The sequence below is a fragment of the Desulfofarcimen acetoxidans DSM 771 genome, assembly GCF_000024205.1.
Lineage (GTDB): Bacteria > Bacillota > Desulfotomaculia > Desulfotomaculales > Desulfofarciminaceae > Desulfofarcimen > Desulfofarcimen acetoxidans.
This window is the reverse complement of record NC_013216.1, coordinates 934,750-951,806: the sequence shown is the minus strand read 5'-3', so window position 1 is coordinate 951,806 and position 17,057 is coordinate 934,750. Positions and strand designations below refer to the sequence as shown.

General features: G+C 39.1%; 7 protein-coding genes and 2 CRISPR repeat arrays (1 of these 9 running past the window's edge). Of the genes, 1 reads left to right on the top strand and 6 read right to left on the bottom strand.

Annotation, left to right across the window (positions count from 1 at the left end):
• Positions 1-21 precede the first annotated feature (21 nt).
• The 5 genes from DTOX_RS04470 to DTOX_RS04450 form a co-directional block, all read right to left on the bottom strand.
• On the bottom strand, positions 22-1,659 hold the full coding sequence (locus tag DTOX_RS04470; protein ID WP_042315405.1) for an AMP-binding protein: 1,638 nt from the start codon (positions 1,657-1,659) through the stop codon (positions 22-24).
• A complete protein-coding gene (locus DTOX_RS04465; protein WP_015756535.1) occupies positions 1,652-2,701 on the bottom strand; it encodes a hypothetical protein in 1,050 nt (349 codons plus the stop codon). Before DTOX_RS04465 ends, DTOX_RS04470 begins: the two co-directional genes overlap by 8 nt.
• Positions 2,702-2,803: 102 nt before the next feature.
• Positions 2,804-3,937, bottom strand: a complete 1,134-nt coding sequence (gene hisC / locus DTOX_RS04460) for a histidinol-phosphate transaminase (protein ID WP_015756534.1) — start codon at positions 3,935-3,937, stop codon at positions 2,804-2,806.
• 4 nt (positions 3,938-3,941) lie between these two features.
• Positions 3,942-5,195, bottom strand: a complete 1,254-nt coding sequence (locus tag DTOX_RS04455) for a hypothetical protein (RefSeq protein WP_015756533.1) — start codon at positions 5,193-5,195, stop codon at positions 3,942-3,944.
• A gap of 14 nt (positions 5,196-5,209) precedes the next feature.
• Positions 5,210-7,327 carry a SpoIIE family protein phosphatase gene (locus DTOX_RS04450; RefSeq protein ID WP_015756532.1) on the bottom strand — a complete coding sequence of 706 codons (2,118 nt, stop codon included), beginning with the start codon at positions 7,325-7,327 and terminating at the stop codon, positions 5,210-5,212.
• A gap of 383 nt (positions 7,328-7,710) precedes the next feature.
• Between DTOX_RS04450 and DTOX_RS25245 the strand changes: the two genes are divergently transcribed.
• Entirely contained in the window at positions 7,711-7,896 is a 186-nt protein-coding gene (locus DTOX_RS25245; RefSeq protein WP_422698399.1) for a tyrosine-type recombinase/integrase, read from the top strand.
• Between the two features lie 85 nt (positions 7,897-7,981).
• Positions 7,982-11,759: direct repeats of the CRISPR family, unit length 30 nt; unit sequence ATTTACATTCCACTATGGCTAAATTAGATC.
• A gap of 92 nt (positions 11,760-11,851) precedes the next feature.
• On the opposite strand, the gene DTOX_RS04445 is transcribed toward DTOX_RS25245, so the two are convergent.
• A complete protein-coding gene (locus DTOX_RS04445; protein WP_015756115.1) occupies positions 11,852-13,666 on the bottom strand; it encodes an IS1634 family transposase in 1,815 nt (604 codons plus the stop codon).
• Positions 13,667-13,825: 159 nt separating this feature from the next.
• Positions 13,826-17,057: a CRISPR direct-repeat array (repeat unit 30 nt; unit sequence ATTTACATTCCACTATGGCTAAATTAGATC); it runs 1,224 nt beyond the window's last position.

Below are 17,057 nucleotides of genomic sequence, written 5' to 3'. Positions count from 1 at the left end.
TGCCTATGGCTGCCTCAAAAGTCACTTGAAGGCGACTTTCTTGATTGCCTGTTCTTTGAGCTTAAATTTTTGCACCCTGCCACTGGCTGTTTTAGGAAATGAATCTACAAAATAGACATATACAGGTACTTTAAAATAAGCTATTCTCTCCCGGCAATATTTTTTCAATTCTATCTGTGTTGCTGTTTCACCCTCCTGCAAAATTATAAAAGCAACAGGTTCTTCCCCGTAGTACTCTGATGGAATTCCAACCACTTGTGCTTCTTTCACTTTAGGATGGGTCATCAGATACTCTTCAATCTCTCGGGGAAAGATGTTTTCTCCTCCCCGCACCAGCATTTCCTTGATTCTGCCTACAATACTGATACCTCCATCCGTATCAATAACTGCCATATCTCCGCTGCGGTACCAGCCTTCAATATTAATTGCTTTTTCTGTCGCTTCCGGCCTATTATAATAACCCTTCATAACACCCGGGCCTCGAATTAATAATTCACCGGTTTCTCCTGCTGCCGACACCCGTTCGCCTGCAGCTTCAACTATTTTCACTTCACCCCCCTGCATGAGTTTGCCGGCTGAAGTAAACTCTAACTCTTGCCTATGACTGATTCTATTGCCGAATACAACCATTGTTTCCGTTGTACCGTAAATGTCCCAGATTTCCTTAATGGTTGTTCTTTCTAAAATCCGGTTTACCGTTTCAGTATACAAAGAAGCACCTGCTAAAACCGCTTTGCTTAATGAAGACCCGTCATTCTTTAAATTTTCCAGTGCCTCCATCCATCCGATAAACATAGTCGGTGTACCGCACAATAATGACACTCCGGTTTTTTGAATGTCTTGCACTATTTGATTTGCCTGGTTTTGTTCACAAATAACGCTGGCAATACCAATTTGTGCTGCCAAATTAGACATACCCAGTCTAAACGCATGAAAAAACGGGATTGGCAGACATATTCTGTCTGATTCTGTAAGATTTAAGTATTCTTTGAGTGAACGCATGGTGATAAGAATATTTTCATGTGATATCATTGCGCCTTTAGGTTCTCCTGTTGTCCCTGAAGTGAACATGATAAAGGCCGTAGCATCTGCTTTAACCTTCAGCTTCCGTTTTAAAAAAGCAGAGTCCTCTGTTTTTTCAGCAGCCTTAATAATATCGGACCACATCAGCATACCCGGCAGTCTTTTTTCACCCAAACCAATCACATAACGAAGCTTAGGAAACCTGTCGCTATTCCACTCCCCGGAAGGCTTTTCCAAAAGCCCGGGACACAGAATACCGATAGTTTCAATATAGTCGTTGGCAGTGCTTTGCTTGTCTGCAATAAACAAAGCAACCACATCCATCTGTTTTAACGCAAACTCCATCTCCAGCATTCGATAACTGGTATTAATCATAACTAATGGTGTTCCAACCGCCGCGCTCCCGTATTCAAGCGCCAGCCACTCCGGACTGTTCGGCGACCAAATGGCTATGTGTTCTCCCTGTTGGATTCCCAACGACATTAACCCTTTGGCCACCGCGTTTGCCTGCGCCCACAACTGTCCATAACTAAGATCTACATCCTTTGAGGGAAACAGCAATGCTGAATTATTTTCTCTTACCGAAGCATTGTACTCCAGCAAATCCCACAATGTGGCTCCCTCTACGTTAAACATTCGTCTCACACCCCAGCTTCTTTTCATAATCTGCTTTAACCATTGCCAGGACCTCTTTGCCTTGTTTGGAATAAACCTTAATCTTGCTAAAGTCAGGCTCATACAGTGTTTTTTGCATTAAAAAGCCGTCGTGGCCAAACCATCTCGGCAGAAGTCCTCCCAACCAATACCCTTCATTTCTCAGATTTTCTGCTGCCTTGTCAACTAACGGAGTATTCAGTGGAATAATAACTTGATACACCTTGCTGCCGCTGTTTTTCAGTTCATTATGCGTCCTGTCCAGCCATGATGCAAAATCAATACCTATTTGGGAAACTGTTATTCTTGTAATACCGGCACCCGGCATAGTATTAATATTTGCACCGGTATTTGACCCGTCTTCAAGGTTACTGTCCGGTCTTAAAAATTTATGACCGAAGTTAAAAGGTGCATACAGTTTTTTTAAGGCATCCTCATAGGCAAGCGGTAAATATACCACTTGGCTGTCCGGGTCAAAAGCTTTAAACACTACAAGGGCAGATACACGGCTATTTATATTCTGTCCGCGTTCAGATAGTTTTTCATAGGCAGCTTCCGGCATCATATCCACTTCCAGCGCGCAAGCTATATGCCCGTTTTTAATAGACAACATCTGGCTTACCAAGTGATTACAAACCGCTTCACCCCAGATCTGACCTAAATTATGCATTTTCGGCAAGCTATTGCATACAAATCTCACGAGCTGAATTGCCACATTTTGTGTCTGGTATTCTTTCAGAACCATAAGTCCGCCGCCCTCATACAGTTCATTATTGGTAGGCACAGACCTGAATAAAGCCACTGTTCCGATTAAGCGTCCACTGGGCAAGCGTGCAACAACCCTGTAAGAATCATTATTTTGTACCTGTTCTCTATGCCAATCCGCAATATAAATATCCGGCAGGGGAAAGTATTCACCATATATGGCCCGGTATAAACCGACAACTCCTTCGGCATCTTCCGGCTTGAACAAATCTATCACCCAGGATTGTTCATGTACACTTTTCTCTTCTTGCAAGTCCATAGCCATCCCCCATTTCTGTTCATACTTACAAAAAGCTAACTATTCAGGTATTAAAAACATATCAAAACGCTAATCCGTTTTCTCTTGCTAACTCCTGAATAGTTACTGAATTCCCACTCTTTTCTTCAATAGGATCTCCATGGCATTGACAAACTCCTCCATCGCAGGAAGTTTGGCCAGGGTTAAGCGGATGTAATTTGGAAAACGAAAGGCCGTCATTGTCCTTACCATAACACCATGCTGCATTAACCGCCGGTATACCGATGTATCGCTCATCGGAACCCGGATCATTAAAAAATTCCCTTCACCTGCAATATAGCTGAGTCCCAACCTGTCCAATTCACCGCATATATACTTTCTGGAACTGTTAATCATTGCACGGGTTCTGCTGATTTGAAACGCTGCGTCCCGCAATGATGCCTCTGCTGCCACCTGGGCAAGCATATTTACCGAGTAGCAAATGCTTGTTCTCCGTATGATATCTGCCAGCTTTGGATTACTAACCAAATAACCAATACGTAAAGCTGCCAGTCCAAACATCTTGGAAAATGTACGAAAAACGATCAGATTGGGATATTTCCGGATCAAAGACAAACCATCCGGAAAATCAGACTTTTCAATAAATTCGGCATATGCTTCATCCAGCACAACGATGCACTTTCCATCCACTCTGTCTAAAAACTGTTGGAGTAGAGACTCGTTCCAATACGATCCGGTAGGATTGTTGGGATTACATATGAATATTATTTTTGTGCGACCATCCATCCTGGCCAGCATTGCGTCGGGATCGAACCTGTAATCAACAAGCGGTACCAGCCTGGCCTCAAAACCTGAAAATTCGGCTACCCACTCATAAACCGCAAAGGTCTTATCTGCTGTTATAATATTGTCTCCTTCACAACAAAAAGCTTTGATCACAAAAGCAATAACTTCATTGGCGCCGTTTCCGACAATAAAGGCTTCGCTTGAGTGTTCGGTTGCTTCCCCAAGCCGTTGTCTTAAAAAATAAGCATCCCCGCTCGGATAAATTGACGCCGATGCGGAATTAAAAGATTTGATTGCTTCAAGAGCAGCCGGTGAGGGTCCGAAAGCATTTTCATTATTGTTCAGGCGCAAAAGGTGATTGCATCCGAACATTTCTTTCAGTACAGCATCGGGCTTGCTGGGAATATAAGCCTCAAATCTTTGTATATAAGGAGGTACAAGTGTTTCTAAAGCAGGAAACCTTCCGCTCATGCTTTTATTTCCTCCTTTTATACTTGAATATGGCAACATCTCCCTGTCTGGCCCATGGCAATACCATCCATGGTTCAAATCCGGCTGACAAAACCATCGGGGCCATCATGACTTCATCTGAAGACCCGAGCTGCATCAAAAAGCTGATATCCTCTATATTCTGGGTTTGCAGCAGTTCTACATGTGCACGTAAGTTTTCCTCAAGATTTTGCCCTGCCCATAACAAGGTCAATTCACTTCTTTTACTTTGCCGGTCAATAGCTGTCGCAAGGGCTGAATATTGTGCCAATTCTTCGCCTGTATACTCCACATCCTGAATAACACGCGGCAGTACTAAATTTTCATAAAAGTCTTGCAAGAAAACTTTAAAGCAGGAATGTGTAAATATTCTCGCCCCGTTATCATCGGACAATTGGCGATAAACAGCACTGCCCTGCAGCGGCTCAAAATATTCAGACGGAGTCTGCGGGGTTGGTTTCATGATCACCAGGCAAAGCGTATCTTTTGCACGCCCCAACTTTTCAATCATCCCTTCTACCAGCATTTGTGGCAGACCGTCTTCCTTCCCAAAAACATAAGGCCCATAAGCTTCAGACATTTGCCTGTTTCTGCTGAAAACAATCCCGCCGCCTACCTGCCCCTTTTTATTAATTGAGACCAATGCATCATAGTCTCCACTGGCTGCCATATCAATCAATTTTCCAGGGACAGTCAAAAATGAATCCACTGCATTGCCATAACAGGACAGTATCCGTGCAGACAATTCCTTCAACGATGATATATCGGCTTCCTGCACATTAAACCGGCCGCTCAGTTCAGGCAGCGCTGCCGGTTCAACAAGCGGGTAGCGTTTATCCATAACGAATCTCAAGATAAAAGTATCCCTGCCCAACCGGTCGACAGACAGCCTGTCCACAGTCCTTGCTGCCAGGATCAATCCGAGCTGCTCCGCGCCTTCCATATCGCCGGTAACACCACTCTTGGTTAAGTTAAATGCGTCCACCGGGAGTATGCAGCTTTTTAGCTGAAAAGACATTTCAACATAGTACCCGCCATTGCGGCATACAATCTGAATTTCATTATTGGAAGTACCTGTACCGGCGATAAATGCAAAAACTTCTTCCGCAGCAAGAGTGATGGCAAGACATTCCCTCTTCATAAGTCCGAAAGCATTCCCGGCCTTCTCGACAAATCCTGTCACTACCTGCGTCAAATTAACATCAGCAGGAATGGATAACGTAGCCCGCCTGCATTGCATGAAAAATCCACCTCCTATAAAACCGTGGCATTATTCTCGCATCCGTTGTACCTTAAAACCAGCATAGTTATATCATCAGACTGGGACATACCCTTTACGTGCTCCCTGATGTCCTTTTTAATACCCTCTACCAGTTCCGCTTCAGCAAAATCTTTGAGTCTGTTTACGGTTTTTTGCAAGCGCATTTCGGAATAAAGCCGTTCTTCATCATCCATGGCTTCGGTTATTCCATCGGTGTAGATAAATAATTTGTCTCCTTGATCTAATACCAGCTCATTTAACTGATACTCTATATTCTCTAATCCTCCCAGCACAAAACTTTTTTTAGATGTTAACCAGTCATATTCCCCTCCATTTCTGCATAGCAGGGGATAATTGTGCCCTGCGTTGGCAAATGTCAGGCTTCCGGTATGCACATCCAATATAGCAAGAAATGCTGTTACAAACATATTCTCATCATTATCCTCACACAGCATATCGTTTACAACTGTCATAATCTCATCAGCAGGCAAACCTAAAAGCGCATGGTTTTTTATAAGGGTTTTAGTGATAACCATAAATAGGGCAGCAGGTACACCTTTTCCCGATACATCGGCGATAACAAAGCACAGCTTGTGTTGATCAATAAAAAAGAAGTCATAAAAATCTCCGCCAACTTCTTTGGCAGGTTCCATTGAAGCAAATATGTTGATTTCCTTCCGTTCCGGAAATGGTGGGAATATCCTTGGCAGCATACTGTTCTGTATTGCATGGGCAATCTTCAGTTCACTTTCAATCCGTTCTTTTTCGGCTGTTGTTTCTTCAAGATTTTTTATATATGTATTTAAGTCAAAGGTCATTTTATTGAATGCAGCTGCCAGATCTTCAATCTCATCCTTTGTATGCACAGCCAGATTATATTCAAGATTGCCGCCACCGACTATTTTTACTCCGTTACTTAATGCAAGCAAAGGCTTTACCATTTTATCCGAGAGTCTGACAGCTAAAAAGATAATTATCGACAACATAATAACAAGCATGACAGCAAACCGTGTCAGAACACTTTTTATGGAATCAGTTATGTATTCATTTGACTTACGGGTAGAAGCAGCAATTTTATGTTTTGTCTCAACAATCGGCTTAATAATCTCATTTTGCGGCATTATAACAGCCAGAATCCAATTGGTTGAAGAAACAGGTGCATAAGCAACATATTTATTTTCATAGCCGAAGCTGTTTAGCTCAACACCGGTTTTCCTTTCAATTACGGTATTTATTAAAGACGTGTTCCATTTTTCATGTTCAAGACCCGTTTCGGGACTAACAATGAACTCTCCCTTTTCATCCATTAATAGCGCATATCCCATATTACCAATTTGTGTATTGATTATTTGCTCTTTTAACGCATTTAAAGTAACATCTGCCGATACGACTCCAACAAATTGTCCTTTTTTCGTATAACACGCCTTGGCACAGGTAACCATCAGCCCACCACCAAAAGCGTCTTCATATGGTTCTGTCCATATAACATCTTTTTGTTTCATTGCTTTCTGATACCAGGGACGTACTCTCGGATCAAATCCCTTATTATCGAAAGGCGGTGAGTTAGAAAACAGCACGGTAATTCCTGACGGTGTTCCTATAGAAACCACTGAAATATTCAAATTATTTGAAAGGATAGGGCTGAATATATATTTCATATTTCCCAAAAGGCCCAATTCTTTTTTCATTGCCGCAGGATCAATTGCTCCGGGCACTTCAAGATAATAAGGAACTCTCACCCTCGTTCCTGCATCAATCAACGACAGCGGGGGATTGGACACAAAGGCATTGGGGTTATTCCATAACGCAGCTGCATATTCTGCCATCTCATTGATATTATCTTTTACATGTTGCAGCATTTTGTCGCTGATATCCGCCTGATCCTTGGCAACACGCAGAATATATTCACCGGTTTGCTTTTCCAGCGCATTTTGACTGTCATTAGCGGCACTGGTTCCCAGCTTGGCACTGGACTCCACTGCATAGTTACCAAGCTTTTTCATGGCATCATAAGAAATATAGGCAAATATCAAAAGAGATACCAGTGAAATTCCAAGAACCAGCAAGAGCAGCTTATTTCTAATGCCAAATTTCAATACCAATTGATTCACCTTCCGGACCCTTGTATCCTAAAAATACTATAATCCATATATAATCCATAAAAGACATAAAACCACAGGGCATATATAAATGTTTTTGGTATAATTACTTATAAATACTTATTTTACAATGTATAACTTTGAGTTATTGTATATTATACATGTATTACGAAACAGTTTTTTCTGGGTCCGGAATGTAAGATAATGAGCCATCCGAATCTCAATTCCAATTTCGTTGACCAAATTTTACAGGCCTTCCTTAAAAATATTATAATTATTTAAAATATTGTATAGTTTAGAATTGATGCATACAAGTGACTTTCAAAGAAAAGGTCATATGACTTTTTGTAAAACGAAAAAAGGGGCCGGCTTTCAGGTAAAACCTTTTAGCTTATATCATCAGAAAAACATTTGCATCGCGCATGCTTAAAAGCAAAACTAATGTTGATACGATAGCAAATTCGCTCGGTCATAGCGACACATCAACCGTCCTTAAATATCTGGCAACAGATGGTGATACCATGAGGCAATGTGCCCTTTCACTGAAAGGCATTGAGGTGAAGGGAGGGATGCTGTCATGAAAAAAACCTATGTTTATCGCAGCAGCCTTGCTCCATATATCGAAGGATTGATCTGTCAAAAAAGGGCTGATCGGTGATTTATGTACTTTACATTCCACTATGGCTAAATTAGATCCCGGTGTGATGCCGATAAACTATTACACCAAAGAAGCTTTACATTCCACTATGGCTAAATTAGATCTCGCGAAACGGTTTATCCCTGCTGCCCTTGGGAGGCTTTACATTCCACTATGGCTAAATTAGATCTTGATTTGCGGGTGGATGCCGGTGACTTGGATCCGGCTTTACATTCCACTATGGCTAAATTAGATCACCGGAATAAGCGGAGTAACTTGCGGTAATGGATATCTTTACATTCCACTATGGCTAAATTAGATCTAAATACAGCCCAAGGAGCTTCCCAGTCAATTGACATTTACATTCCACTATGGCTAAATTAGATCCCTAACGGAATTCAAGAAGCCTACGGCTTTAAGATATTTACATTCCACTATGGCTAAATTAGATCGATATGGGGTGGATTATATAAAAAGAGATATGGGGATTTACATTCCACTATGGCTAAATTAGATCCCTGGTAGACCCGCCGACATCGCAATACAAATAGAATTTACATTCCACTATGGCTAAATTAGATCGACAAACGTGAAACAGCTCTTACGGATGCAGACGGATTTACATTCCACTATGGCTAAATTAGATCACAACTATTTACGGTCTTAATCGTTCAGCTAATAAAATTTACATTCCACTATGGCTAAATTAGATCACCCAATAACCGCCGTATCATATTGCACCATGTAATTTACATTCCACTATGGCTAAATTAGATCGTTACCATGTTATTTTCAATTTCTGTTTGAATAATTACATTTACATTCCACTATGGCTAAATTAGATCCCCGGACCGACTGCAGATTGAAAGAGAAAAAATGCTATTTACATTCCACTATGGCTAAATTAGATCACCATCCGGCATGTTCATAAGGCGTTCCGCTTCAAGATTTACATTCCACTATGGCTAAATTAGATCGGTCATTATGATACAACGATAAAAACCGCCTTAACATATTTACATTCCACTATGGCTAAATTAGATCCCTGGAAAATCAGAGTAACCAGCACTGAAAAACCGCATTTACATTCCACTATGGCTAAATTAGATCAAGGATCCAGGCCGAAGATCGCTGCCACCGCATAATTTACATTCCACTATGGCTAAATTAGATCTATGGTGACGATCAGCGCATCGGGCTTAATCTATTCATTTACATTCCACTATGGCTAAATTAGATCCTGATCTCATTAATGCATGCTGCACAATGCGATCATTTACATTCCACTATGGCTAAATTAGATCGCTACAGGCTTTAAGGGCGATCAACTTCAAAAAGCACATTTACATTCCACTATGGCTAAATTAGATCTTAGTGAAGCTGTTGATATTGAACAATTAGTTACTAATTTACATTCCACTATGGCTAAATTAGATCCATTCATGCCACTCACGCAAGACAGTGCTGGAAGAATTTACATTCCACTATGGCTAAATTAGATCTTGCCGAGATAATTACGTATGATAACTGCCTCGCAATTTACATTCCACTATGGCTAAATTAGATCATATAAACTCCCTATTCTACCAGTAACAACACCTTCATTTACATTCCACTATGGCTAAATTAGATCCAAGTTTATCGCGTCCTCAACATTGGCCCACAATAATATTTACATTCCACTATGGCTAAATTAGATCTTTTATGTCTTCGGGAGCTCGGTTAATCACTTCCACATTTACATTCCACTATGGCTAAATTAGATCCGTCGCTAGTGTCCTGAAATTCGTCTATAAAAATAATTTACATTCCACTATGGCTAAATTAGATCCTATGCAACGCCTTGGGGTGTGGGTGGATCTGCTGGATTTACATTCCACTATGGCTAAATTAGATCTTTAAATTGACTCCAAAAATTATCGACCCGATCTTTATATTTACATTCCACTATGGCTAAATTAGATCATTGGTGCAAGAATTCGTGAAATCAGAAAAGCTAAATTTACATTCCACTATGGCTAAATTAGATCGGAGAAGGTTATTTTTGAAAACGACAGCCAAATAGTATTTACATTCCACTATGGCTAAATTAGATCTCATTCGAGAGCGACCTGAGGAACTGGCAGCGGCAAATTTACATTCCACTATGGCTAAATTAGATCGAGAATTAGAAGACGATTGGGTTGTTATTTTAATTGAATTTACATTCCACTATGGCTAAATTAGATCTCTACTGCTTGCAATCCATGACATGATTGAGAGTAATATTTACATTCCACTATGGCTAAATTAGATCTAGAGGAAATGAAAGATTAAAAGGAGTGATTTTAAAATTTACATTCCACTATGGCTAAATTAGATCTATGTGAAAAAGATAAAAAATGCGAAGTTCATCATTATTTACATTCCACTATGGCTAAATTAGATCGTTATTGCCCCTTCTGCCTCCTTTCTGGTGTTATAATTTACATTCCACTATGGCTAAATTAGATCCTGCCGGTTGAGGTGTTGGTGAGAGGGTTGACTCTTATTTACATTCCACTATGGCTAAATTAGATCCCAGGATACGCTAGGTCAATTGGTAGCATTAAAAACATTTACATTCCACTATGGCTAAATTAGATCCTGGCCTCTAAGCCAGTATCCCTTCCGACTGTGCAAATTTACATTCCACTATGGCTAAATTAGATCTATGGCTGAAAATCCCCATTTGTATGTGATAGGCTAATTTACATTCCACTATGGCTAAATTAGATCTATGGCTGAAAATCCCCATTTGTATGTGATAGGCTAATTTACATTCCACTATGGCTAAATTAGATCTTGAGTCAGATAATGCTAGTATTTGTGGTTATCATTATTTACATTCCACTATGGCTAAATTAGATCCTGCACATCAATTTGATCATGCGTTTAATAGTACTATTTACATTCCACTATGGCTAAATTAGATCGCCAGTAACGGTTTTCAGTCAACCGTGGCAGTGGAATTTACATTCCACTATGGCTAAATTAGATCTATCAAGTGCTCCAGTCAAACACCAACGCCAGCAAAATTTACATTCCACTATGGCTAAATTAGATCCTTATTCATGTTGTAGTCAAAGAGCATTATGCCGAATTTACATTCCACTATGGCTAAATTAGATCCTTAAGTTCGTTTGTCAAACTGAATGTGACTTATATTTACATTCCACTATGGCTAAATTAGATCACCTGTGACCGTGAATGTTATGACATTTTCCTTCAATTTACATTCCACTATGGCTAAATTAGATCATGACCGGAAGTAACGGACTAATAATGACTGAGTTATTTACATTCCACTATGGCTAAATTAGATCTGTTTCCGAGAGAACGGACGAGGCATTTACACAGCCATTTACATTCCACTATGGCTAAATTAGATCCACCAGTGCTTTTTATCCGGGCCGATTTTTACTTTATTTACATTCCACTATGGCTAAATTAGATCGAACCATAAATAAAACAGTACCACAAGTTAAATCTGATTTACATTCCACTATGGCTAAATTAGATCTAATAATCCTGGCGTAGATGTATAATATCACTGTAATTTACATTCCACTATGGCTAAATTAGATCTTTTTCATACCCCCACGCTCACGATAACGAATATATGCAATTTACATTCCACTATGGCTAAATTAGATCCAGAGTTTAAAATTGCAAACCCTATAAACCTAGCATATTTACATTCCACTATGGCTAAATTAGATCTTTGCGCCTTCTTTTCGGCAAATTCAGCCTCAAATTATTTACATTCCACTATGGCTAAATTAGATCATCATAAGGGAAACCAATAACGGGCTGATTTGTCTACTAATTTCCCAGGTTTCGCACTAAGGGATCAGTAAACTGGGAACCACTGCCAAACCTTATTTTCTAAAATTATCCTTAAACCATTTCTCAATATGATAAGAAAAATTGATTGCTGAATTAATAACCTCTATTAATTCAAGTGGATGTGGTAAGTTAAACAGATTAACCAATACATCAATAGTATTAGGAATATTCGTCCCATTCCAATGGTGTATACCAATAGGCTGCAACCTTTGTTCTGAGATAGTTAGGTCGCCAAGTTCTCTCTGTAATTTTTGGGGAGACATCTTTTTGCCATTTTTAGCTAACAGCCAGGCTGCTAAATTAAGCACAAGCATAGCCAATACTTTTAAAAAGCAATAGGCATCTACTCTTTCAGGATTGCGAAGGAATACTTGTTGTAAATCAAGAGAACCCTTCAAAAACCTAAAACTGATTTCGATGTCGTTCCTACCACGATAGCGGGTAAGCAGTTCATTAGCATCAACCTTCTCTTTGTCATGGTTGGTTAAAAGCACAAAGATACCGTCGGTTTTCTCAAGCTCTGGAATTATAGCTTCATCTTTTGACCAGGACATAACAATAGCATTATGTTGATTTAGTTTAATTGTTACATTAAACAGCCTACGCATTTCAGGCTGCCCTTTAAAAATATTATCTACTGCTTTTTCACAGGCTTCCTTCGTAATTAAGTTACGTTTGTTGAGCTTACCATTTAGTTCTACTAATGCATCTTCTGTGCTGGTTATACGCTTTTGACGACGCTCTTGTTCCTTAGGTTTTTTGTTTAAATCACAATAAATAACCGCCCTTATAGTATGTGTCGCAAATATTCGCTTACTTTTTTTGAGTTGCTTTTTGTTCTTACTACCCTCTGAGGGAGGCTCAAGTTTTACCTTAAACGTATATTTTGTCTCTAACGCCTCGTAGTGTCTGGGTAGATTTCTTTCTATTTCTTTCTTAGAGCGATAGTCAATAGCAGCAAAATCATCTTTTTTAGCCTCATTTAATTGCTCTAAGACCCAATTCTTTGATAGCTCATCCTTGAGTGGACCTATAAAAAAGGCCTTTTGGTTGCTATTAGTAAGCATCAAATGCATATTATCTTGGGTTAGGATACCACGATCAATAATCATCTCAAATTCTTGGTCATCGGTAATCTCTTTAACCTTCTCGAATGAACGCTCAAAAGTCGTACCGCCTTGAACATTACCGGAATCAATTGATGATGTTACCGGCAAAGATGCACCAGAGGCTATCGTAAGATTAAGGATTAATTGTTTTAAACCCGGTAGACCACCATACCCGTATTGAACTTTATCGTTATCCTCCATAACACCAGAGACTGGAATGGAGGATGTGTCATTGTAAAAAGTGTTAAGTGGAACTCCAAATTTCTTGGATGCTGATAAAACAATATCCTGCAATACATTAGCCATATATTTTGCATTTGAGTTTATAGCGTCAAGGGCTCTACCCATTTTGTCATCATTAAATTTTTCGGACGGTATACCGAGTATTGTTTCGACTTGCCAGTTTTCACAAGCTTCTTCAAATTTATATAAACGGGTGAGATCTTTATTTCTGCCCAGCATGTCGCCAACCATTATTTCACATGCCAAACCAGTACTTACCCGACATTTAGAACCGTTGGCTCTGTCTTCACGTAGATGCTCATAAGTAACATATTCTTCGCCTATAAAGTTGTCAATTATTTTACCGATGCCCAGGCTTCTTGCTAAAAAGACACCGATAAGTACTGCACCTGAGGGATCTGCCTTCGGAACTTCTACTTTTAATTCGGGCATTATCTTCATCAATATTTCGGGGGGTAATTTAGCTAGTTGTTCTAAAATAGGTTGTAAGTCCATGACGATCCCTCACTAATATTTATTCTTATTAGTGATAATTCGACACAAAAAACAGAGATCCTTCCAGTTTATGGATCAGTTTTTTTTATGGTTGTAATTAATATTATTTATGCTCCACTATTTTACAGGTTTAGATTTTTATCTTGCGGAAGGTGGGTAATTTACATTCCACTATGGCTAAATTAGATCATTCTACTAGGTATTACCTTGTTTACCGCATCTGATATTTACATTCCACTATGGCTAAATTAGATCCATACCAGTACCGATTGAAAAGATACGAGCTAATTCAATTTACATTCCACTATGGCTAAATTAGATCGGCTAAAAAAGTACTTTTCACGCACTCGTAATGCGTATTTACATTCCACTATGGCTAAATTAGATCTCACCCGATAGTTAATAATTGCAAATAACTTAGACCATTTACATTCCACTATGGCTAAATTAGATCAAGGCGTATTAACTGACCTTTAGTGTCAATTAACCATTTACATTCCACTATGGCTAAATTAGATCGAGGCCGCAGCGTTGAAGTCAAAAACACCTTATCCCATTTACATTCCACTATGGCTAAATTAGATCGAAAATCAAAGCGGATTATCTTACCTGATGAACCGTATTTACATTCCACTATGGCTAAATTAGATCGTTAATAGATACTAGCACATAGGATCTCATAACACTCATTTACATTCCACTATGGCTAAATTAGATCTGTAAGCGGTGTCATGACATCAAGACAGTTAAGGAAGAATTTACATTCCACTATGGCTAAATTAGATCCTATGACAGCTTTTATTCCTTTGCCGCGAACCACCATTTACATTCCACTATGGCTAAATTAGATCAAAGGCTTAAAATCCATGCCCTCTTCAAGTATCATATTTACATTCCACTATGGCTAAATTAGATCAAGGGTCGTATGCAACATCATGTATGTGGTATGCATATTTACATTCCACTATGGCTAAATTAGATCAAATTTTTCATTACTGTCTACAACTTCAACATGCACATTTACATTCCACTATGGCTAAATTAGATCGTACAAAAACCCAGGACGTATTACAACAGTTTTTCGATTTACATTCCACTATGGCTAAATTAGATCTTCATCTGCTATACCCACCTCTTCTGGTTCTAACTTATTTACATTCCACTATGGCTAAATTAGATCAGTATTCGCATCTAATTAATTTACTGGCATATTGTTATTTACATTCCACTATGGCTAAATTAGATCGTTATCGCCATAATAGCTAAAATCAAATTTGTCGAATTTACATTCCACTATGGCTAAATTAGATCTTGACAGTCCCCCTCCTGCACTCCTGGCATAATATTATTTACATTCCACTATGGCTAAATTAGATCTGCCTAGTGTATTTTTCTTCCCACTTGCCGTTGTCATTTACATTCCACTATGGCTAAATTAGATCATTGATGCCTCCTTAACGGAACAAACTGTCATTGCATTTACATTCCACTATGGCTAAATTAGATCTGGCATAAGCGGAATGGTTACCCAAGAAGAATTAAAATTTACATTCCACTATGGCTAAATTAGATCACCAGCGCACACACATAGCCCAGGAGTGCAAATCCATTTACATTCCACTATGGCTAAATTAGATCTCCAACAATCCTGATTAAATCAGGTTTTTCATCATATTTACATTCCACTATGGCTAAATTAGATCAATATAACAAAGCAAATCACGCTTCTTGATCTCTGTTAATTTACATTCCACTATGGCTAAATTAGATCGCAGCTAAAAAATACAGTTTTTTAGATTAAGATGTCATTTACATTCCACTATGGCTAAATTAGATCGCTAATTAAACTCTGTTCCATTGTTAAACAGCTAATCATTTACATTCCACTATGGCTAAATTAGATCATCTCAATGATAACCATTTGTTCATCTTTAAAAAAATTTACATTCCACTATGGCTAAATTAGATCGACGCTTGGCGGCCAGTACCGGCCTGCGTTTGTCTTATTTACATTCCACTATGGCTAAATTAGATCAAACAGCAGAAAGCCTGCTAGCGGGTTAAAACGAAATTTACATTCCACTATGGCTAAATTAGATCGGTATGATTCGTTTTATAGCTTTGCCGCGAACCACCATTTACATTCCACTATGGCTAAATTAGATCAGCTGACGGTCTGATTCTGACCGGAAAAACAGGCCAATTTACATTCCACTATGGCTAAATTAGATCTATGACTATACTAATAATTTACAATCAGGAGACATAATTTACATTCCACTATGGCTAAATTAGATCTTCTTGAATTCCGTCAATAACAGCGGGGTCAGTAGCATTTACATTCCACTATGGCTAAATTAGATCTAAGCTGTAACTATTGATACAATTTCGTCCGGCGTATTTACATTCCACTATGGCTAAATTAGATCGGTTTAAAAATGGCGCTATGTATGACAGATATATTTTATTTACATTCCACTATGGCTAAATTAGATCATCACCGGCAGCCTGTATCTGCAGCACTTGCTCTGATTTACATTCCACTATGGCTAAATTAGATCGAGAAAATCAAAGATTATAGAGGGAGGTGTTAAATAATTTACATTCCACTATGGCTAAATTAGATCACAGGTTAGAGGTTTCTCATAAGTTCGCTGAACTTTATTTACATTCCACTATGGCTAAATTAGATCTCTAGGCATTCCTCCTTGGTCACCTGGTAGATATAATTTACATTCCACTATGGCTAAATTAGATCTATGCGCCGGCGCCGCACTCCATACAGCGCCATCATTTACATTCCACTATGGCTAAATTAGATCTTGGCTGCACTCCCATTTTCATAAGTAGGGTAGCAATTTACATTCCACTATGGCTAAATTAGATCCCGCATACTTTGCGATTATCTGGAACGTTTTGTTAGATTTACATTCCACTATGGCTAAATTAGATCACAGTCCTCCTTACGGTAATTTTCTTTTTATGTCATAATTTACATTCCACTATGGCTAAATTAGATCACGCTAAGTGTCCTGATAGCTGAAGCTGACGCCACCCCATTTACATTCCACTATGGCTAAATTAGATCATCCATTGCACGAATTTCCGCAACGGTTGCAGTTACATTTACATTCCACTATGGCTAAATTAGATCTCTTCTCCCAAGCAACCTTTACCTGCTGCAATAACTCATTTACATTCCACTATGGCTAAATTAGATCTAGGCCAAAGCAACCATGCTATCCAAAGCCCCGGAATTTACATTCCACTATGGCTAAATTAGATCACTCTCTTGCCTCCCGCAAACGCAATCCTACAAAGGTATTTACATTCCACTATGGCTAAATTAGATCACAGCCCCGCTAACTCCTCAATATCAGTATTTAAATAA

Coding starts and splice junctions, on each gene's coding strand:
- DTOX_RS04470 (WP_042315405.1), bottom strand. CDS start 1,659: ATGTTTAACGTAGAGGGAGCCACATTGTGGGATTTGCTGGAGTACAAT.
- DTOX_RS04455 (WP_015756533.1), bottom strand. CDS start 5,195: ATGCAATGCAGGCGGGCTACGTTATCCATTCCTGCTGATGTTAATTTG.
- DTOX_RS04445 (WP_015756115.1), bottom strand. CDS start 13,666: ATGGACTTACAACCTATTTTAGAACAACTAGCTAAATTACCCCCCGAA.
- DTOX_RS04465 (WP_015756535.1), bottom strand. CDS start 2,701: ATGGACTTGCAAGAAGAGAAAAGTGTACATGAACAATCCTGGGTGATA.
- hisC (WP_015756534.1), bottom strand. CDS start 3,937: ATGAGCGGAAGGTTTCCTGCTTTAGAAACACTTGTACCTCCTTATATA.